Source organism: Haemophilus parahaemolyticus (assembly GCF_002015035.1).
Lineage (GTDB): Bacteria > Pseudomonadota > Gammaproteobacteria > Enterobacterales > Pasteurellaceae > Haemophilus_A > Haemophilus_A parahaemolyticus.
Genome location: NZ_MUXY01000002.1, coordinates 1 through 19,276, shown reverse-complemented (window position 1 = coordinate 19,276; position 19,276 = coordinate 1). Strand labels below are relative to the sequence as shown.

18 protein-coding genes and 3 tRNA genes are annotated in these 19,276 nt (G+C 41.6%); 18 read left to right on the top strand and 3 right to left on the bottom strand.

Annotated elements, in window-relative coordinates; all coding sequences use genetic code 11:
- Positions 1-39 precede the first annotated feature (39 nt).
- Positions 40-372, bottom strand: a complete 333-nt coding sequence (locus B0185_RS04070) for a MaoP family protein (protein WP_005706022.1) — start codon at positions 370-372, stop codon at positions 40-42.
- A gap of 176 nt (positions 373-548) precedes the next feature.
- On the opposite strand from B0185_RS04070, the gene B0185_RS04065 reads away from it, so the two are divergent.
- The 12 genes from B0185_RS04065 to B0185_RS04005 all read left to right on the top strand — a co-directional run bounded on the left by B0185_RS04065 (position 549) and on the right by B0185_RS04005 (position 13,264).
- Positions 549-1,379 carry a virulence factor BrkB family protein gene (locus B0185_RS04065; RefSeq protein WP_005706030.1) on the top strand — a complete coding sequence of 277 codons (831 nt, stop codon included), beginning with the start codon at positions 549-551 and terminating at the stop codon, positions 1,377-1,379.
- Entirely contained in the window at positions 1,376-1,810 is a 435-nt protein-coding gene (dtd, locus tag B0185_RS04060; RefSeq protein ID WP_005706027.1) for a D-aminoacyl-tRNA deacylase, read from the top strand. Before B0185_RS04065 ends, dtd begins: the two co-directional genes overlap by 4 nt.
- A 94-nt stretch (positions 1,811-1,904) precedes the next feature.
- Positions 1,905-2,729: a 2,3,4,5-tetrahydropyridine-2,6-dicarboxylate N-succinyltransferase gene (gene dapD / locus B0185_RS04055; protein WP_005706025.1), complete on the top strand. Its 825-nt coding sequence runs from the start codon at positions 1,905-1,907 to the stop codon at positions 2,727-2,729.
- 119 nt (positions 2,730-2,848) lie between these two features.
- Positions 2,849-3,856: a biotin synthase BioB gene (gene bioB, locus B0185_RS04050; RefSeq protein ID WP_005706028.1), complete on the top strand. Its 1,008-nt coding sequence runs from the start codon at positions 2,849-2,851 to the stop codon at positions 3,854-3,856.
- A complete protein-coding gene (gene aroQ, locus B0185_RS04045) occupies positions 3,857-4,294 on the top strand; it encodes a type II 3-dehydroquinate dehydratase (protein ID WP_005706021.1) in 438 nt (145 codons plus the stop codon).
- A 144-nt stretch (positions 4,295-4,438) separates the two neighbouring features.
- Positions 4,439-5,221: a glycosyltransferase gene (locus tag B0185_RS04040; protein ID WP_005706016.1), complete on the top strand. Its 783-nt coding sequence runs from the start codon at positions 4,439-4,441 to the stop codon at positions 5,219-5,221.
- Positions 5,222-5,325: 104 nt separating this feature from the next.
- Positions 5,326-6,528, top strand: a complete 1,203-nt coding sequence (locus B0185_RS04035) for an aromatic amino acid transporter (protein ID WP_005706023.1) — start codon at positions 5,326-5,328, stop codon at positions 6,526-6,528.
- An 89-nt stretch (positions 6,529-6,617) separates the two neighbouring features.
- A complete protein-coding gene (prfC, locus tag B0185_RS04030) occupies positions 6,618-8,198 on the top strand; it encodes a peptide chain release factor 3 (protein ID WP_005706018.1) in 1,581 nt (526 codons plus the stop codon).
- A gap of 189 nt (positions 8,199-8,387) precedes the next feature.
- Positions 8,388-8,807: a phosphate-starvation-inducible protein PsiE gene (psiE, locus tag B0185_RS04020; protein WP_005706017.1), complete on the top strand. Its 420-nt coding sequence runs from the start codon at positions 8,388-8,390 to the stop codon at positions 8,805-8,807.
- Between the two features lie 123 nt (positions 8,808-8,930).
- Positions 8,931-10,802 (top strand): RNA polymerase sigma factor RpoD, encoded by a 1,872-nt coding sequence (gene rpoD, locus B0185_RS04015; RefSeq protein WP_005706024.1) that lies wholly within the window; start codon positions 8,931-8,933, stop codon positions 10,800-10,802.
- Between the two features lie 75 nt (positions 10,803-10,877).
- Complete coding sequence (locus B0185_RS04010; protein ID WP_005706015.1) at positions 10,878-12,476, top strand: ShlB/FhaC/HecB family hemolysin secretion/activation protein; 1,599 nt, start codon at positions 10,878-10,880, stop codon at positions 12,474-12,476.
- Positions 12,477-12,559: 83 nt separating this feature from the next.
- Positions 12,560-13,264: an SIMPL domain-containing protein gene (locus B0185_RS04005; protein ID WP_005706031.1), complete on the top strand. Its 705-nt coding sequence runs from the start codon at positions 12,560-12,562 to the stop codon at positions 13,262-13,264.
- Between the two features lie 152 nt (positions 13,265-13,416).
- On the opposite strand, the gene rpsT is transcribed toward B0185_RS04005, so the two are convergent.
- The gene (rpsT, locus tag B0185_RS04000; RefSeq protein WP_005706020.1) at positions 13,417-13,680 is read right to left on the bottom strand and encodes a 30S ribosomal protein S20; all 264 of its coding nucleotides are present in this window, start codon (positions 13,678-13,680) and stop codon (positions 13,417-13,419) included.
- A 285-nt stretch (positions 13,681-13,965) separates the two neighbouring features.
- Between rpsT and murJ the strand changes: the two genes are divergently transcribed.
- From murJ to B0185_RS03985, 3 genes are all read left to right on the top strand, one after another.
- Complete coding sequence (gene murJ, locus B0185_RS03995) at positions 13,966-15,534, top strand: murein biosynthesis integral membrane protein MurJ (protein ID WP_005706033.1); 1,569 nt, start codon at positions 13,966-13,968, stop codon at positions 15,532-15,534.
- Between the two features lie 105 nt (positions 15,535-15,639).
- Positions 15,640-16,638: a 2-hydroxyacid dehydrogenase gene (locus B0185_RS03990; RefSeq protein ID WP_005706029.1), complete on the top strand. Its 999-nt coding sequence runs from the start codon at positions 15,640-15,642 to the stop codon at positions 16,636-16,638.
- Between the two features lie 115 nt (positions 16,639-16,753).
- Positions 16,754-17,149: a YbaN family protein gene (locus B0185_RS03985; protein ID WP_005706014.1), complete on the top strand. Its 396-nt coding sequence runs from the start codon at positions 16,754-16,756 to the stop codon at positions 17,147-17,149.
- 100 nt (positions 17,150-17,249) lie between these two features.
- On the opposite strand, the gene glnA is transcribed toward B0185_RS03985, so the two are convergent.
- Positions 17,250-18,677: a type I glutamate--ammonia ligase gene (gene glnA / locus B0185_RS03980; protein WP_005706019.1), complete on the bottom strand. Its 1,428-nt coding sequence runs from the start codon at positions 18,675-18,677 to the stop codon at positions 17,250-17,252.
- Between the two features lie 273 nt (positions 18,678-18,950).
- On the opposite strand from glnA, the gene B0185_RS03975 reads away from it, so the two are divergent.
- From B0185_RS03975 to B0185_RS03965, 3 genes are all read left to right on the top strand, one after another.
- A tRNA-Arg gene (locus tag B0185_RS03975) sits at positions 18,951-19,027 on the top strand.
- A gap of 29 nt (positions 19,028-19,056) precedes the next feature.
- Positions 19,057-19,132 (top strand) — tRNA-His (locus B0185_RS03970).
- A gap of 25 nt (positions 19,133-19,157) precedes the next feature.
- A tRNA-Pro gene (locus B0185_RS03965) sits at positions 19,158-19,234 on the top strand.
- The last annotated feature ends 42 nt before the right edge of the window (positions 19,235-19,276 follow it).

The window sequence follows — 19,276 nt, the reverse complement described above, 5'->3', positions numbered from 1 at the left end:
AAAAATGCACCCTATCTATAAAAAATATTAGTGAATAGCTTATTCTGCGGCACTAAAATCGTCACCAGCGTCGCTGCCTGCGTTGCCAGAAAGTGTGTAGATACGTTTTGATTTAGTCGTTAATGAACGATATTTTAACCACGCTTTTTCGATGATGCTTTCTGCGATTTCATCGCCTTTCATCACGGCAACAAAACGTTCTTCTTCTGCGGTTGCTGCTTTACGTTCGCCACTTTCTAATGCTAAACACGCTTGACCATATTGCTCTAAAATTTGAGCTTCGCGGATGGTGTAGTCACCGTGGCGAGCAAAACCACGCGGGTAGTTTTTATCATCAAAGTAACGACGGGTTACGCTAAAACTTTCTGCCATAATATGCCTCTTTATAATATGCAAATTTGCTGTGGGAAAATAAAAAATCAATTGTGCATTAAAGCAAGGAATAAAAATAAGGTCAAGGATTTATGCATGCAAGCGGTCGTTTTCTTGCAAAAATTTACCTATAATGGGCAATTCTGTGATTTTGATAAAAGGACTTTTACTTAAAAATGAAACCTTACATTAGGCTTTTCTTTCGTGTTTTTTTCAAGCGAATAGGGCAAAACCAAATTCCAGTCACGGCAGGCTATTTGACCTACAACACAATGCTTGCCACTGTACCATTGATTATGGTGATTTTCTCTGTGTTTACCATTTTTCCGTTTTTTGAGGAAGCCACTGGGCAAATTAAAGCACTCATTTACGACAATTTCGCACCAAGTGCAGGCGATTTAGTGCAAGAATATTTGGAAAGTTTTGTCGCCAATTCCCGTAAAATGGGGATCGTTAGCACGCTCGGTTTGGTTGTCGTTGCGTTGATGTTGATCCATAACATCGATAAAGCACTTAACAGTTTGTGGCACGAAACCCGCAAGCGGTCAATTTTGCTCTCATTTTTGCTCTACGCCTTGTTACTGGTGTTCGCACCGCTCCTCACGGGGATGAGTATCGCGATTAGCTCTTATATTATGTCGCTGCGGATGTTTAGCGATTTGGAGGTGCTTTCGCTCGGCAATTATCTGCTAAATTATGTGCCGTTTTTGCTCACGTGGCTGCTATTTAGCTTGATTTATTGGTTGGTGCCGAATACCAAGGTAAAATGGCATCACGCCTTGATTGGGGCGTTATTAGCAGGGATTTTCTTTACGCTCGGTAAACAGGTTTTTATTTGGTACATTACCACTTTCCCTTCTTATCAAGCGATTTATGGTGCATTGGCAACCCTGCCAATTACTTTATTGTGGATTCATCTAAGCTGGCAGGTGGTTCTCTTTGGTGGGCAATTTGCCGCTGTGTTAAAAGATGTTGAGTTGATTCAAAAAGGAGAGTTAACTTTATGATTGCGTTAATTCAGCGAGTGAAATGGGCAAAAGTGGAAGTAGAAAACCAAACGATAGGCGAAATTGCCCATGGGTTATTGGTGCTATTAGGTGTAGAACAAGGCGATACGCAAGAAAAATCTGATCGCTTATTGGAGAAAGTGCTGAATTACCGCATTTTTTCCGATGAGCAAGGTAAAATGAATTTGAATGTGCAACAATCGGGTGGAAGTTTACTTGTGGTTTCACAGTTCACGTTGGCTGCTGATACGCAAAAAGGCTTACGTCCAAGTTTCTCAAAGGGGGCGAGTCCGCAAGTGGCGAACGAGCTTTACACTTACTTTCACCAGCAAGCAGTGAAAAAAATTCATACCCAAACAGGACAATTTGCGGCAGATATGCAAGTCTCATTACAAAATGACGGACCAGTGACTTTTTGGTTGCAGGTTTAGCGATTTATTTGTGGAAAAAAACGCCTTTCTATGTTAAAACTAGGGAGCTTTTTTCGTTAAATTTTTAACAATTTTATTTACAAGGAACACAACAATGTCTTTACAAGCAATTATTGAAGCGGCATTCGAACGTCGTGCAGAAATCACTCCAAAAACTGTGGATGCAGCAACGCGTGCAGCAATTGAAGAGGTGATCGAAGGGTTAGACAACGGCACTTACCGCGTGGCGGAAAAAATTGATGGCGAATGGGTTACGCATCAATGGTTAAAAAAAGCGGTTTTACTTTCATTCCGCATTAACGACAACCAAATCATTGACGGTGCAGAAACCAAATACTACGACAAAGTGGGCTTAAAATTTGCAGACTACACTGAAGAACGCTTTGCACAAGAAGGCTTCCGCGTAGTGCCTTCTGCAACCGTGCGTAAAGGGGCTTACATCTCTAAAAACTGTGTGTTAATGCCATCTTATGTGAACATCGGTGCTTACGTTGGCGAAGGCACAATGGTGGACACTTGGGCAACCGTAGGTTCTTGTGCACAAATCGGTAAAAACGTTCACTTATCAGGCGGCGTGGGCATCGGTGGTGTATTAGAGCCATTACAAGCAAACCCAACCATCATCGGCGACAACTGCTTTATCGGTGCACGTTCTGAAGTGGTTGAAGGTGTGATTGTTGAAGACGGCTGTGTAATCTCAATGGGCGTATTCATCGGTCAATCAACCCGTATTTATGACCGCGAAACAGGTGAAATCCACTACGGTCGCGTACCAGCTGGTTCTGTGGTAGTGTCTGGTAGCCTACCATCAAAATGCGGTAAATACAGCCTTTACTGTGCAGTAATTGTGAAAAAAGTAGATGCAAAAACTTTAGGTAAAGTGGGCATCAACGAATTACTTCGTACGATTGAAGAATAATTTTTAAATGTAGGGAGTGTGAACCCTTGGTTTACGCACGCAAGCGGTCTATTTTCATAAGAAAAGGTAAAACGTGCGTGGATTTTTCAAATCACACCCCCTACTCTAGTGGAGGCACTATGACCACCTACAATCTACGCTTAAAAGCTAAAAACGAACTTACTCCTCACCCCACTGCCCAATACTGGCGAAAGTGCCAAGTTGAAGAACTTTTCGATTTACCTTTTATGGATTTAGTCTTCCGAGCGGCAAGCGTTCACCGTGAACATTTCAACCCTAACGCCATCCAACTTTCTACTTTGCTTTCCATCAAAACAGGTGGCTGTGCGGAAGATTGCGAATACTGCCCGCAGTCCGCTCGTTACGACACAGGTGTGGAAAAGCAAACGATGCTCGATGTGGAATATATTGTCGAAAAAGCCAAAATCGCCAAATCCCGTGGTGCAAGCCGTTTCTGTATGGGTGCAGCGTGGCGAGGCCCGAAACCGAAAGATATTGAAACCGTCTCAAACATTATTCATGCAGTGAAATCTCTTGGTTTAGAAACCTGTGGTACGTTCGGAATGTTAGAGGACGGAATGGCAGAAGATTTAAAAGAAGCAGGCTTGGATTATTACAACCATAACCTCGATACTGATCCAGAACGCTACAATAAAATTATCCACACCCGTTCTCACGACGACCGAATGGACACACTCGGCAAAGTGCGTCATGCAGGCTTGAAAATCTGCTGCGGGGGCATTGTGGGAATGAACGAAACCCGTGCCGAACGAGCGGGTTTAATTGCTAGCCTTGCGAACCTCGACCCGCAGCCTGAAAGCGTGCCGATTAACCAATTAGTGAAAGTGGCAGGCACACCACTGGAAAATGCGGAAGATTTAGACTGGACGGAGTTTGTCCGCACTATCGCTGTTGCACGTATTACAATGCCAAACAGCTACGTTCGCCTTTCTGCAGGCAGAAGCAATATGCCAGAATCAATGCAAGCTCTTTGCTTTATGGCAGGTGCAAACTCGATTTTCTATGGCGACAAATTACTTACTACTGAAAATCCTGAAGAAGACGGCGACCGTGTACTAATGGAAAAATTGAATTTGTATCCGTTGGCGTATGAAGCGGAAAATTAAATGAAAAAAATCCTTTTATTAAATGGCCCAAACCTGAATATGCTTGGTAAACGTGAGCCTCAGATTTACGGCTCACAAACCCTTGCAGATATTGAAACGCACCTTCAAACTGAAGCTCAAAAGCGGGGCTACCAGCTTGATTATTTCCAAGCCAATGGCGAAGAGCCGTTGCTTAACCGTATTCATCAAGCCTTTGGCAACGTGGATTTTATTATCATCAACCCCGCGGCGTTCACCCACACCAGCGTTGCCTTGCGCGATGCGTTGTTGGCGGTTGCCATTCCTTTTGTGGAAGTGCATCTTTCTAACGTTTACGCCCGTGAACCTTTCCGCTATCACTCTTATCTCAGCGATGTGGCAAAAGGCGTGATTTGCGGTTTAGGCGCAAAAGGGTATGATTACGCCCTTGATTTTGCGATTTCGCAGCTTGAGAAATAATCGCTTGTCTTTATGAACATTGCTTACCAATCGTAGGGGCAAATTACATTTGCCCCAAAACATTAGTGGGGCATCAGGGCGAATATAATTCGTCCCTACACAAAGAGCAATATAGTTGCTCAAATATGTAAAATAGGAAATTAAATGTCAGTCAAATACGAAAAATTTATCGTGCTATGCAACGGGCTTTCTCGCTTGTTGGGCAACATCGTGAAAATTTCGGGCTATCCGTTCCACGCCCTTTTTCCGAAAAAACGCTTTACGATTCCTGAATTTAGCCCTGCAAAACTCAGCACAAATCGCAAGGATAAAATCAACCGCACGATTTGGCAGACCAACTATTCCAACAAAGTAACGTTACCGATGTATTGCAACTATTTGTTCAACCGCTTGATGTCGTTGAGCTACGATTATCGGTACGTCAGCACCGAAGAACGCGAAGAATATCTGAAAACCCACGCAGAGCCACGTGTGTTTGAGGCTTACAGCCAACTAACCGATGGTGCTGCCCAAGCGGATTTTTGGCGTGTCTTTACCCTATGGCGTGAAGGTGGGATTTACATCGACATCGACGGGCATTTGGTTTTCCCACTTTCGCAAATCATCCGCGAAAACGACAGCGAAGTGCTGATCAAACGTCGCGACAAATACACTAACTTCTTCCTCGCGTGCGAAGCGGGGCACTCAATTATGAAAGCAACGCTCGATCGCATTGTCGATAATATCGAAAACCGTCGCATTGATGGTGGCGTATTTGTGATGACAGGACCCGACACCTTAAATGCTGCGATTGGGAATCAAATCGTGAACACTCGCCGTGATAAAATCACTTGCACACAAGGCACATTCACCAACGAGCATTTCCAATATATCGACAAGCCGCGTAGTAAGTGGAATTACAAAAAGAATGAGGAACTATTGAAATAGGTGTAGAATAGCCCTGATTTTGACCTTTCAAGCGGTCGTTTTTCGCAAATTTTTTGCAAAAACGACCGCTTGTATTTTTGTGATTTAAACTTTTAGGACTTTGTGTGAAAAAACAACCCTCTCTTTTAGGTGGTGCGAGTATTATCACTGGTGTATGCGTGGGTGCTGGAATGTTGGGCTTGCCAATGTCGGGGGCAGGGGCTTGGACTGGCTGGACGCTCGCGGCTATTACGTTTACGATGATCACGATGACACTCTCTGGCTGGCTATTGTTAGAAGTGTATCAAGACCACCCCATTCGTGCCTCTTTTAACACCGTAACCCAAGCGGTGCTAGGTAAGCATATTAACATTATCAACAATCTTGCCGTTTATTTTGTGGGCGGTATTTTGCTTTATGCCTACATCACCGCTTCAGGCGAGATTCTACAGAATTTAGCCAAGCCTTACCTTGATTTGGGTAATGCAAGCGGTCGAATTTGGTCGGTGATTTTCGTTGCGATTTTCTCCTTTTTCGTTTGGCATTCTACTCGCCTAGTTGATCGTATCTCAGTGGTGCTGATTGCCTTTATGGCGATTTCATTCTGCTTGAGCATTTCAGGGCTGATTAGCCATATCGACTTGAACACATTGTGGGATTTATCGAACGAGAGTGGAGGATATGCCAAATATAGCCTTGCGGTATTGCCGATTGCATTAACTTCGTTTGGCTATCATCACTCGGTTTCTTCAATGCGCGCTTATTATGGTGAGGAACGTAAGGCAAAATGGGCGATTATGGGAGGTACTTTTATTGCACTGGTACTTTATTTGCTCTGGGTTATCAGTATTTTTGGCGTATTACCGCGTGAGAATTTCGCCCCAATTTTGGCAAGTAATGGCGATTTAGGCGTGCTGTTGCAACACATTGGTGAGCAGATCGAAGTTGGGCAAATTTCGCAAACCTTGCACGCTTTTTCGATTGCGGCGATTTTATCTTCATTTATTGGCGTTGGGCTTGGTACCTTCGATTTCTTAGCGGATTTCTTTGGTTTTGCTGATGATAAAGTGGGAAGAACCAAATCTTGGGCTGCTACCTTTTTACCACCCTTGATTTTCTCGTTGCTCTCGCCACTTGGTTTTTTAAAAGCGATTGGCTATGCGGGGGCGATTGCAACACTTTGGACGTGCATTATTCCTGCGTGGCTGGCTTACAAAACGAAAAAAGGCAATCAAGCGGTTGTTTTTTTAGTCTTTATTTTTGGTGTTTGCACTGCGATTTTCCACTTGTTGGCAATGGCGGATCGCTTACCAATGTTTAAAGGATAACATTGTATGTGTTCGCTTTTGCAAAGCATGCCATTTTCAAGGATAATAGGCCCATTTTTTAACACAATTTGAACGAATAAGAGAAGATTATGACCTATCCTCAAGAAGTGAATAAACGCAGAACCTTTGCGATTATTTCCCACCCCGATGCGGGTAAAACAACCATTACCGAAAAAGTACTTTTATACGGAAACGCAATTCAAACTGCAGGTTCGGTGAAGGGAAAAGGCTCAACCGCTCATGCGAAATCCGACTGGATGGAAATGGAAAAACAACGTGGAATTTCTATCACTACCTCTGTGATGCAATTTCCGTATAACGACTGTTTGGTTAATCTCCTTGACACCCCAGGACACGAGGATTTCTCGGAAGATACTTACCGCACTTTAACGGCGGTGGATAGCTGTTTGATGGTTATCGACTCGGCGAAGGGTGTTGAGGAACGTACTATTAAATTGATGGAAGTTACCCGCTTACGCGATACACCAATCATCACTTTTATGAACAAACTCGACCGTGATATTCGCGACCCTATGGAATTGTTGGACGAAGTGGAAAGCGTGTTGAAAATCCGTTGTGCACCAATCACTTGGCCGATTGGCTGCGGAAAATTGTTTAAAGGCGTGTATCATATCGCCAAAGATGAAACCTATTTGTATCAATCAGGGCAAGGCTCGATCATTCAAGAAGTGCGTATTGTCAAAGGCTTGGATAACCCAGAATTAGATGCGGCGGTGGGTGATGATTTAGCCCAACAATTGCGTGATGAGCTAGAATTAGTTCAAGGTGCAAGCAACGAATTCGACCACGAAGCCTTCATCAATGGCGAACTTACTCCAGTGTTCTTTGGAACGGCTCTCGGTAACTTTGGGGTGGATCACTTCTTAGATGGCTTAACCGAATGGGCACCAAAACCACAGCCACGCCAAGCAGATACTCGCACAGTAGAAAGCTCGGAAGAGAAATTCAGTGGTTTTGTGTTTAAAATCCAAGCGAATATGGATCCGAAACACCGCGACCGCGTTGCCTTTATGCGTGTAGTTTCAGGTAAATACGAAAAAGGAATGAAGCTCAAACACGTCCGCATTGGCAAAGATGTAGTGATTTCAGATGCACTTACTTTTATGGCGGGCGACCGTGCCCACGCGGAAGAAGCGTATGCGGGCGATATTATCGGCTTACACAATCATGGCACGATCCAAATTGGTGATACCTTCACTCAAGGTGAAACCTTGAAATTTACGGGGATTCCAAACTTTGCCCCTGAATTGTTCCGCCGTATTCGTTTGAAAGATCCGCTTAAGCAAAAACAATTGTTAAAAGGTTTAGTGCAACTTTCTGAAGAAGGTGCGGTGCAAGTGTTCCGTCCACTGATGAATAATGATTTAATCGTGGGCGCGGTGGGTGTACTTCAGTTCGATGTGGTGGTTTCACGCCTCAAAACCGAGTACAACGTAGAAGCGATTTACGAAAATGTGAACGTGGCAACCGCTCGCTGGGTGGAATGTTCGGACGCAAAAAAATTTGAAGAGTTCAAACGTAAAAACGAGCAGAATTTAGCCTTAGATGGTGGCGATAACCTCACTTATATTGCCCCAACAATGGTGAATTTGAACTTGGCTCAAGAGCGTTATCCTGATGTGGCGTTCTTTAAAACACGCGAGCATTAAAAATAACGCTATTTATGTTTGAGACAGGCTTCATATTCGTTTAGAATCCGAAGCCAGAGAGGGGAAAGCGGTTTATTTTCTTCTATAATTCGCAAATTTTCCCTCTCACTCCGAAAATTTTTCGGTTTTTTCCTCCCTCTCCCGCAAGCGGGCGAGAGGAATGATTGTTTTTTCCATTCATCGATTTTTATGACCACACACAACCTTGCCACCCATCTTTCAGGCATAATGCCGAAATTACTTAAAACTATTTTAATTGGCTTTGTTCTTAGTTTAACTGTTGTATTAATTATTGCTTTAGCAAAAATCAGTTATAGCTTATTTTTAATGGTACTCAGCCCAGATGCAATTGTGACGAATACTTTAGCTGAGAAAATTCTTAACTTTTTCCTCTATTTCGGGTTCTTAGGACTAATTTCTCAATATTTCCGCAGTGGCTATCATTTTCCGTTACGTTATTTTATTTATACGGGAATTACTGCAATGGTGCGGCTAATTATTGTGGATCACGAAAGTGCAACCAGCACGATTCTCTTTGCAGGTGCGATTTTATTGATGGTTATTGCACTTTGTTTGATTTTATATTCGGATAAAGTGAAAAATATTTAATCGCTTTTTACTTGAAAACCACAACAAAAAATCCGATATAACAGCCCTATTTTGACAAAACAGCTCAAAAAAATGATATAATCCATCACTATTTTTGCCTGCTCGAAAAAAACGGAAATCATTATGGAACAACACGTAGATCAACAATTAGAACAACAATCTCAAATCGAACTTCTGATTGCTCAAGGTCGTGAACAGGGTTATTTGATTCTGTCTGAAGTGCACGATCACCTGCCTGAAGAATTGGTTGATGCAGAGCAAATCGAAGATATTATTCAAATGATCACGGATATGGGGATTAAGGTATTAGAAACAGCCCCTGATACTGATGAGTTAATGCTTGCCGAAAATATTACCGATGAAGATGTGGTAGAAGAAGCAACAAAAGTGCTTTCTACGGTGGAGTCGGAACTAGGCAGAACAACTGATCCTGTGCTTATGTATATGCGAGAAATGGGAACTGTTGAATTACTTACCCGTGAAGATGAAATTCAGATTTCAAAGCGCATTGAAGAAGGCATTAATGAAGTTCAATGTGCGGTAGCGGAGTATCCTGAAGCCCTTGAAGGCGTATTAGCTTGTTATGATGAAGTAGAAGCAGGTAATATGCGTTTAGTGGATTTAATAACCGCTTTTGTTGATCCAAATGCTCAAGAAGAAGATCCTGTAGATGATGATTCTATTCATCTTGATGACGATGCACATCCAGATGTAGACGATGTTGAAGATGAGGAAGAAGAGGATGATGGCGACAACAATAACGCAGATTCTGGCGATGATAACTCAATCGATCCAGAGCTTGCTCGTGAAAAATTCACTGCTCTTAAAGAACAGCACGAAAAAGCGTTATTAGCCATTCGTAAACATGGTCGTACACACGCAAAAGCACGTGAACAAATCAATGCGTTGTCTGATATTTTCCGTGAATTCCGTTTAGTACCGAAACAATTCGATTTACTTGTGGAAACGATGCAGAAATTGATGAAACAAGTGCGTGCGGAAGAACGTCAAATCCAACGCTATGCAGTGGAATATGCGGGAATGAAGAAAGCGGACTTCCTCAAAAACTTCCAAGGTAATGAAACCAGCGAAGCGTGGATGGAAAAAGCTATCAATGCAAAACGTGGTGGTGTGCCGAAATTAGCGAATTATGTTGAGAAAATTCGTGTAAATATCGTGAACTTGCAGAATTTAGAACAAAATTCTGGTTTGACCATTTCCCAAATTCGTGAAATTGGCGGACGTATTGCCAACGGTGAATTAAAAGCACGTCGTGCGAAAAAAGAGATGGTGGAAGCAAACTTACGTTTGGTGATCTCTATTGCGAAAAAATACACTAACCGTGGTTTACAATTCTTGGATTTAATCCAAGAAGGGAATATTGGCTTGATGAAAGCGGTAGATAAATTTGAATACCGTCGCGGTTACAAATTCTCAACCTATGCAACTTGGTGGATTCGTCAGGCGATTACTCGCTCAATTGCAGACCAAGCACGTACGATTCGTATCCCAGTGCATATGATTGAGACAATTAACAAACTTAACCGTATTTCTCGTCAATGCTTACAAGAAATGGGGCGCGAAGCGACACCAGAAGAACTTGCTGAGCGTATGAATATGCCTGAGGATAAAATCCGTAAGGTGTTGAAAATTGCTAAAGAGCCAATTTCAATGGAAACGCCAATCGGTGATGACGACGATTCGCATTTAGGTGATTTCATTCAAGACGAAAGCCTTGAATTGCCTTTAGATTCCGCAACGGCAGAAAGCCTACGTATTGCAACCAATGAAGTATTGGAAGGCTTAACCCCGCGCGAAGCAAAAGTATTACGTATGCGTTTCGGGATTGATATGAACACCGACCACACGCTCGAAGAAGTGGGTAAACAATTCGATGTAACCCGTGAGCGTATTCGTCAGATCGAAGCGAAGGCGTTGCGTAAATTACGCCACCCAAGTCGCTCTGAAACGTTACGTAGTTTCTTAGACGATTAATCTTTTTTCAAGCGGTCAATTTTTTGCAAAATTTTGCGAAGAATTGACCGCTTATTTTTTTATTTCATCGCGGCTATGAATAAACTTGCTTTTTCCCTTCTTCTTGCTCTTTTTTCATCAAATGTTTTGGCTGATGATATTACCCAATCCCTCCAACAATCTAAACAAGAACTTGCAGAACTACAGATCCAAAAGCAACAACGCTGGTTAGAACAACATCAATTCCAATCTACTTCGCAAGCGGTTGAAAATAGCGATTTCTCGCAAATTTGTTTAGATTATCAAGGTGTGAAATTTAAAGGTATAACACTGATTGATCCAACGCCTTTTTTGCCTAAATCGGGCGAATGTTTGAATGAAGCTCGTCTTAATCAGCTGAGCCAACAACTTACTCAAGCCTACGTGGAAAAAGGTTACATTCATAATCCTTTTCAGTTTGAAGACGATCAATCAGGTGTTTTAACCCTGCATGTATTTGAGGGCAAAATTGTTGTTGTGGAAAGCGATAATAAGCGGTTTAATCTTGGACAAATCTTGCCAAATGCGATAGGTAAACTGCTGAAAGTGCAAGATCTCGACCAAGCACTTGATCAAGCGAATCGTATCACGGGAAACCGTGTGTCTGTCGATGTTTTGCCAGCTAAAAATGGCGAAGTTAAACTGAAATTTACGAACGAACCGACTTCCCGTATCAATGGTTCAATTGGATTAGATAATTATGCATCAAGAGCCTATGATCGTTGGCAGGCACGTTCTTCAGTTAGCATTGGAAATCCTTTTGGCTTATCGGATACGCTCTATCTAAGTGGTACGCATACATTAAAATCCCACCACCAATTTAGCCGCTCTGCATTGCTCTATTATTCTTTACCTTATGGTTATTGGACATTCAGTGGCTTTGCATCCGTTTCTCAGTTTAAAACGCCACTCTCACTTCAGACGTTAAGTCTGCAGCAAAAAGGACGAACTCTCCAAACGGGATTAACTGCAGATTATGTTTTCCATCGTGGTTCTAACCATATTTCAACATTTTCAACGCAGGTTGAGAAAATTAACAGCAAAAACCGACTGGATGATGTGATTTTAGACCTTCAAAGCCCTAAATTAAGTAGTATTTCTATTGGATTCAATCATTTGCAACTGTTTGAAAATGCCACTTTTGTTACTGATTTCCGCTATGAACAGGGGCGAAATAAAGGCGAAAATCAGCCAGAAGATCGTTTTAATCGTTGGAATTTTGAGCTGAAATTTAACCGCTATCAACCGATTGGTGAACAACTTTTTCGCCATTCTCATCAGCTCACAGCACAATATAGCTACGATTATTTGCCTTCGATTAAACAAGAAGATTTAACGGGACGAAATAGAGTGAGAGGCTTAAATGATTTGAGTTTATCGGCAGAGAAAAATATTGTTTTACACAATGATATTGCTTGGGTAAAAGCAACTGAATTCGGCACATTTTCTCCCTACGTTGGGATTGATTTTGGCGTACAAAAATCAACACAAACGAATGCCCAACGAGAACAAGCCTTTGCTTATGCTGTTGGGTTGAATTGGGAGCAGAAAACCTTTCAAGCTAACCTTGAATGGGCAACTGGACGATTGTTTTCTAAAACTGATGGTGTAAAACAAGAGCGATTGTTACTAGGAAATATTTCTTATCAATTTTAAGGAACGGTCATGAGATATTTCGCTAATGGCAGTCATTTATTAGATGAGAACTCGTTAATATGCTAAGAAATAGGAGAATGAAGATGAATCTGAAAAAACTTTTTATTATTCTACCGCTTGTAGGGGCAAGTCTTGCTACTTCAGCTGAAGTTTTAACCGATGTGAATCAAGCGACTATGTTCCAATTTTCTGCAGAAGCGAGTAGAACGGTGGAAAAAGATTTAATGGACGTGAGCCTTTATAGTCGTAAGTCAGGTAAATCGTTAGTTAATCTTAAAAACGAAGTCTCTGTTAATTTAAACAAAGTGCTTGCAGCCGTAAAGCAATATCCTGAAATTGAGGTAAAAGTGGATGGGATTTCAAATCGAGTGAATTACAACGAAAAAGGTAAAGTGGATGGCTGGATTGCAGAGGGTTATATTAATCTGAAAAGTAAAAGCTTTTTATCTATTGAAAAAGTGTTAGAAGGTTTGAGTAACCAAGTCGCGATTAATGATATTCGCTTTAGTGTTTCGCCCGAAACGATGAAGGTATTAGAAGATGAATTAACGTTAGAAGTCATTAAACGATTCAAACACAAAGCTGAGGTTGTACAAAAAGGCTTGAATGCAAAAGGCTATCAACTTGTGGATGTACAATTAAATACGCTTAATAGTGAAGGAACTTATTATGGTGTTCGTCCAATGATGGCAATGGCTAAATCAGCAAATTACTCAGAAGAGATGCCATTAGAGGCAGGCAAAGAAACCATTTCTGCGACAGCATCAGGCAAAGTGAAATTTGAATAATAATATTTAAAGCCGAGATGAGAATATTAAAAAAATTATTAGGATTGTCGTTATAAAATACAAGCGGTATTTTATTATGCCATAAGCTTTATAGGGTGTAGTCGATATAAAAAAACCGACCAAGCGGTCGGTTTTCTTTTTTGTTTTGCAAATTATGCTAACGCTTTGATACGTGCAGATAATTTCGCTTTGTGGTTTGCTGCTTTATTTGCGTGGATTAAGCCTTTAGATGCCATACGATCCACTACTTTTTGCATTTCAACGAAAGCTGCTTGAGCTGCTGCTTTATCACCTGTTGCTACTGCTGCATATACTTTTTTGATGAATGTACGCATCATTGAGCGTTGGCTTGCGTTGTGTTGGCGGCGTTTTTCAGATTGAACCGCACGTTTTTTTGCTGACTTGATATTAGCCAAGGTCAAACTCCTAAGATATCTGTGTTAAATAAATAAACATAAACCGTGGTTTATGTTGCTATCGATAGTTTTTAATTCATTTTCAACGAGACACGTGCTTGAAAATAACACCGTTTTTCTGTTTAAGAAAACGATAGGGCGAGATTTTATCAGTTTTTTTCTGATTTTCCTATAAAAAAACTGATAAAATTCCGATCAATTTTTGTGATCGTGTGGTATAGCCTATATCAAACAAGCAACCCCCTCTTTGCTAAAGAGGGGATCCTCTTTTAACTTGAGAATACTATGAGCAAAAAACTTCTAAAATCAGGTGTATTAGTCAGCGGGCTAACCCTCATTTCCCGCGTGCTGGGCTTAATTCGCGATATGATCGTAGCAAGTGTACTAGGGGCGGGAGCGATGTCAGATGTCTTTCTTTTTGCCAATCGTATTCCTAATTTTCTGCGTCGTTTATTCGCTGAAGGGGCTTTTTCTAAGGCATTTGTGCCCGTTTTAGCGGAATATAATTCCGATAACGACTTGAACAAAACCCGTGAATTTGTGGCGAAAGTGTCGGGGTCGTTGGGGTTGGTAGTGTCTGCCGTGACATTATTGGCAATGATTGGCTCGCCTGTTGTAGCTGCACTTTTCGGTACAGGCTGGTTTATGGATTGGCTTAATGGTGGGGCTGATGCGGAAAAATTTACCCAGGCCTCGCTATTGTTGAAAATCACCTTTCCTTATTTATGGTTTATCACTTTCGTTGCCCTTTCTGGTGCAGTGCTAAACACGATTGGTAAATTCGGGGTGATGGCATTTTCGCCTGTGTTGCTGAATGTAGCGATTATTGCGATGGCTATTTTCGGTGCAGGTTATTTTGAGCGACCAGATATTGCCCTCGCATGGGGGATTTTTTTAGGCGGTTTGCTGCAATTCTTATTTCAAATTCCATTTATGAAAAAAGCGGGCTTACTAGTGAAACCGCAATGGGCGTGGAATGATGAGGGCGTGAAAAAAGTGCGTATGCTGATGCTACCTGCGCTTTTTGGTGTATCAGTAACCCAAATCAATCTCTTATTAAATCAAGTGATTGCCAGCTTTTTGGTGACTGGCTCAATCACGTGGCTTTATTATTCCGACCGCTTGATCGAATTCCCACTCGGTATTTTTGGCATTGCAATTTCTACTGTGGTGCTCCCAACGTTGTCTAAAATTGCTAAGCAGAAAGCACTAAATGAAACTGCACGCCAAGCCCAATTCCAAACTACAATGGACTGGGGTGTTAGAATGGTGTTATTGCTAGGTATTCCTGCAATGATTGGTATTGCCACGCTTGCCCAACCGATGATGATGACGCTTTTTATGCGTGGCAAATTTGGGCTTTCAGATGTAATTGCTTCGAGTCATTCGCTCTGGATTATGTGTTTAGGGCTGAACAGCTATATGCTAATTAGCATTTTAGCGAATGGTTTTTATGCTAATCAAAACACCAAAACACCGGTAAAAATTGGCTTAATTGCGACCGCTTGTAATATGTGTTTTGGTTTGCTTGCGATTCCGTTTGGCTACTTGGGGTTGGCAATGGCATCAGCATTATCTGCTGCGGTGAATGCCTCTTTGCTTTATCGCCAACTGTCGAAACAAGGGATTTATCACATTTCTCGCAAAACGATTTTCTTTATCCTAAAAGTGGCGATTGCTGCACTTGTGATGGGTGGGCTAGTCAATTATTTCTCGCCATATTTAGAGGAATGGTTTGAAATGAGTACGCTGATGAAAGCCTATTGGCTTGGTTGGTTGATTGTGCTTGCTGTAATTAGTTATTTCGCAATGCTCTTTATTTTAGGCATTCGTAAGTGGGATTTTCGAAGTTGATTCTTTTTCGATTTCTTTCATTGATTGAACTAAATACAACAGGCGGTTAAAATTACCACAGAATTTACTAAATTGTGTGGCATTTTTGATGCCTAAGGATGAGAAATGAAAGTTGCTGTGTATAGCACTAAAAATTACGACCGAAAATATTTAACCGTTGCAAACGAGAAATTTGGCTCAGCATTTGAGTTGGAGTTTTTCGATTTTATGCTCGATCGTAAAACCGCAAAAATGGCAGAAGGAGCAGATGCAGTGTGTATTTTTGTGAACGATGATGCGAGCTGTCCTGTATTGGAAAAATTAGCGAAGTTAGGGATTAAAACCATTGCTTTGCGTTGCGCAGGGTTTAATAACGTGGATTTACAAGTTGCGGAAGAGCTTGGCATTCAAGTGGTGCGTGTACCTGCTTATTCGCCAGAGGCGATTGCCGAGCATGCTGTGGGTTTGATGCTGACTTTAAACCGACGTATTCACAAGGCTTATCAACGCACACGTGATGCAAATTTCTCATTGGAAGGTTTGGCGGGATTTAATATGCACGGTAAAACGGCGGGCGTAATTGGCACGGGTAAAATTGGGATTGCTACGATGCGAATTTTGAAAGGTTTTGGGATGAATATTCTGGCTTTCGACCCGTTTCATAATCCGATTGTGGACGAGTTAGGAGGTAAATATGTGTCGTTGGACGAGCTTTATGCTCATTCCGATGTGATTACCTTGCATTGCCCTGCGACTGCAGAAAATCATTACATGCTGAATGAAACGGCATTTAATAAAATGAAAGATGGCGTGATGATTATCAACACCAGCCGCGGCGGTTTGATTGATAGCCAGGCCGCGATTGAAGCGTTAAAACGCCAAAAAATTGGAGCATTGGGCATGGATGTTTACGAAAACGAACGTGAGTTGTTCTTTGAAGATAAATCCAATGATGTGATTACCGATGATGTGTTCCGCCGTCTCTCGTCTTGCCATAATGTGTTGTTTACGGGGCATCAAGCGTTTTTAACTGAGGAAGCGTTAGTCAATATTTCGGAAGTGACGCTTTCGAATATTTTAGATGTCGCCAATAACGGTGAATGTGTGAATGCGGTGAAAGTCTGATTTTAGCTATACAAGCGATAGTATTTTAAAGATGATTTGCAATAGGTTATTTGTTGCAAATCATTTTTATTTATAGATAATAGTGCTTATTTTTAACGCATGATTAACTTTTTCTATGAAGATTCTTTACGCACTTTTGGGTTTTATTTTTCTCGGAATTGGCATTGCAGGCATTATTTTACCAGGCTTACCAGGCACGGTTTTTTTGCTGAGTGCTTTGTTCTGCTTTACGCGTAGTTCTGAGCGTCTGCATAATTGGTTTATTGGTACCCAAATTTATCAGAATCATTTGAAAGAGTTTAATGAGCAACGTGCATTGACTAAAAAGGCGAAGATACGGATTCTGATGATCGGTACAACAGCGATGGGAATTACGTTTTTTATTAGCTCATCGTGGGTCATTAAGAGCATTATCTTGTGTGCGTTGGTGGTGAAATATCTGGTGTTCTTTTTCTATATTAAGACGTTGGATGAAGATGTACCTAATTTGCAAAAAAGTATAGAAAATTGACCGCTTGAAAAATAAATAAAAGAACGCCCGTCTATGTGTGAACATAAACGGGCGTTTCGTTATACAAGCGGTTAATTTTGCTTGTCATTTTGTAAAAGAATTAAGCGTAGTACATCTCAAATTCCACTGGGTGTGGAATCATATTTAAACGTTCTACTTCTTTACGGCGAATGCCGATGTAGGCTTCGATAAATTCTTTGCTGAATACGCCACCTTGGGTTAAGAAGTCGAAATCTGCCGCTAACGCATCTAACGCTTCACCTAACGAACTAGCTACCGCAGGAATTCCTTTTAACTCTTCTGGCGGTAAATCGTAGAGGTTTTTATCCATAGCATCGCCTGGGTGGATTTTGTTGATTACACCGTCAAGGCCTGCCATTAACAATGCTGCAAAACACAAGTATGGGTTTGCTAATGGATCTGGGAAACGTGCTTCTACGCGAGTCGCTTTCGGGCTAGTTACTGCTGGAATGCGGATTGAAGCTGAACGATTACTTGCAGAGTAAGCAAGTAATACAGGGGCTTCAAAGCCGGGTACTAAGCGTTTATATGAGTTGGTTGATGGGTTGGTAAACGCATTCAATGCTTTAGCGTGTTTAATGATACCGCCGATATAGTAAAGGGCAGTTTCAGACAAGCCTGCGTATTTGTCGCCCATAAACACGTTTTTGCCATCTTTGCTTAATGACATATTACAGTGCATACCTGAGCCATTATCGCCTGCGAATGGTTTTGGCATAAAGCACGCGGTTTTTCCGTGTTCAAGTGCGACGTTTTGTACCACATATTTATAGATTTGGGTTTCATCTGCTTTTAAAGTTAAGCTGTTGAAACGGGTCGCAATTTCATTTTGACCTGCGGTTGCCACTTCGTGATGGTGTGCTTCGATCACTAAGCCCATCTCTTCCATAATTAAGCACATTTCTGAACGAATATCGTGTGCTGTATCGATTGGAGCAACGGCACAGTAGCCACCTTTTTTCAATGGGCGGAAAGCGTTGTTCCCATTTTCATATTTACGGTTGGTGTTCCACATCGCTTCAACATCATCAATATGATAAGAGACATTTTGCGGATCGGTTGAGAAACGCACATCATCAAATAAGAAGAATTCTGGCTCTGGACCGAACATTACACTATCTGCGATCCCTGTGGATTTTAAAAAGTTTTCCGCACGAATTGCGATAGAGCGCGGGTCGCGGTCGTAACTTTGCATTGTGTTAGGGTCGTAGATGCTACAGCGGAGAGAGAGGGTAGGGATTTGAGCGAATGGGTCAACAACAGCGGTTTCAGGGATTGGCATTAACAGCATATCTGCTTTGTTAATGGCTTTCCAGCCTTCAACCGATGAGCCATCGAACATTTTGCCTTCTTCGAAAAGATCTTCAAGGTCGTCAGCGACAAGGCTTACAGGTAAAGAAACACCGTGTTCCTTACCCTTAATATCGGTAAATCGTAATAAAACGAACTTAATTTCGTTTTCACGAATCATTTTTGCAACGTTTGCGATTGCATTGGTGTTTGACATTTGGCTTCCTCATTAAATACACAACGTGAAATAAAGTAAAATAATAACATTTCTCTTCACTAAATAGTGAGATTTTCATTAATAAAAGCAGAAAATTTCCTTTAATGAGATGAGCGATGTTAGAATTTATGCAAGAAAAAGATAATTATCATGCAATTTGTATGAAATAAAAACAAATGAATGGAAATATTAAATTTTTTCCAAAAAGTGCTAGACAAGGGAGAGTGAAATCTATAATATACGCCTCCGTTGCGACGCACTAATCAAAACAACGCGTTCGTAGCTCAGTTGGATAGAGCGTTGGCCTCCGGAGCCAAAGGTCGCAAGTTCGAATCTTGTCGAGCGCACCAGGTCAAATGCTAAAACCAACCAAGTTATGGTGGCTATAGCTCAGTTGGTAGAGCCCTGGATTGTGATTCCAGTTGTCGTGGGTTCGAATCCCATTAGCCACCCCATTAAATATCTCGAAAGAGAATTAGACGGCGAGTAGCGCAGCTTGGTAGCGCAACTGGTTTGGGACCAGTGGGTCGTAGGTTCAAATCCTATCTCGCCGACCACTTTTTATTTGTTCTTTAAAAATTTATCAGACAATCTGTGTG

Excerpts from the sequence above, each read along its gene's own strand:
- B0185_RS04005 (WP_005706031.1), top strand. The coding sequence starts at position 12,560 with ATGAATCTGAAAAAACTTTTTATTATTCTACCGCTTGTAGGGGCAAGT.
- prfC (WP_005706018.1), top strand. The coding sequence starts at position 6,618 with ATGACCTATCCTCAAGAAGTGAATAAACGCAGAACCTTTGCGATTATT.
- bioB (WP_005706028.1), top strand. The coding sequence starts at position 2,849 with ATGACCACCTACAATCTACGCTTAAAAGCTAAAAACGAACTTACTCCT.
- rpoD (WP_005706024.1), top strand. The coding sequence starts at position 8,931 with ATGGAACAACACGTAGATCAACAATTAGAACAACAATCTCAAATCGAA.
- B0185_RS03990 (WP_005706029.1), top strand. The coding sequence starts at position 15,640 with ATGAAAGTTGCTGTGTATAGCACTAAAAATTACGACCGAAAATATTTA.
- psiE (WP_005706017.1), top strand. The coding sequence starts at position 8,388 with ATGACCACACACAACCTTGCCACCCATCTTTCAGGCATAATGCCGAAA.
- murJ (WP_005706033.1), top strand. The coding sequence starts at position 13,966 with ATGAGCAAAAAACTTCTAAAATCAGGTGTATTAGTCAGCGGGCTAACC.
- B0185_RS04065 (WP_005706030.1), top strand. The coding sequence starts at position 549 with ATGAAACCTTACATTAGGCTTTTCTTTCGTGTTTTTTTCAAGCGAATA.
- B0185_RS04070 (WP_005706022.1), bottom strand. The coding sequence starts at position 372 with ATGGCAGAAAGTTTTAGCGTAACCCGTCGTTACTTTGATGATAAAAAC.
- aroQ (WP_005706021.1), top strand. The coding sequence starts at position 3,857 with ATGAAAAAAATCCTTTTATTAAATGGCCCAAACCTGAATATGCTTGGT.
- B0185_RS04010 (WP_005706015.1), top strand. The coding sequence starts at position 10,878 with ATGAATAAACTTGCTTTTTCCCTTCTTCTTGCTCTTTTTTCATCAAAT.
- glnA (WP_005706019.1), bottom strand. The coding sequence starts at position 18,677 with ATGTCAAACACCAATGCAATCGCAAACGTTGCAAAAATGATTCGTGAA.
- B0185_RS03985 (WP_005706014.1), top strand. The coding sequence starts at position 16,754 with ATGAAGATTCTTTACGCACTTTTGGGTTTTATTTTTCTCGGAATTGGC.
- B0185_RS04040 (WP_005706016.1), top strand. The coding sequence starts at position 4,439 with ATGTCAGTCAAATACGAAAAATTTATCGTGCTATGCAACGGGCTTTCT.
- dtd (WP_005706027.1), top strand. The coding sequence starts at position 1,376 with ATGATTGCGTTAATTCAGCGAGTGAAATGGGCAAAAGTGGAAGTAGAA.
- dapD (WP_005706025.1), top strand. The coding sequence starts at position 1,905 with ATGTCTTTACAAGCAATTATTGAAGCGGCATTCGAACGTCGTGCAGAA.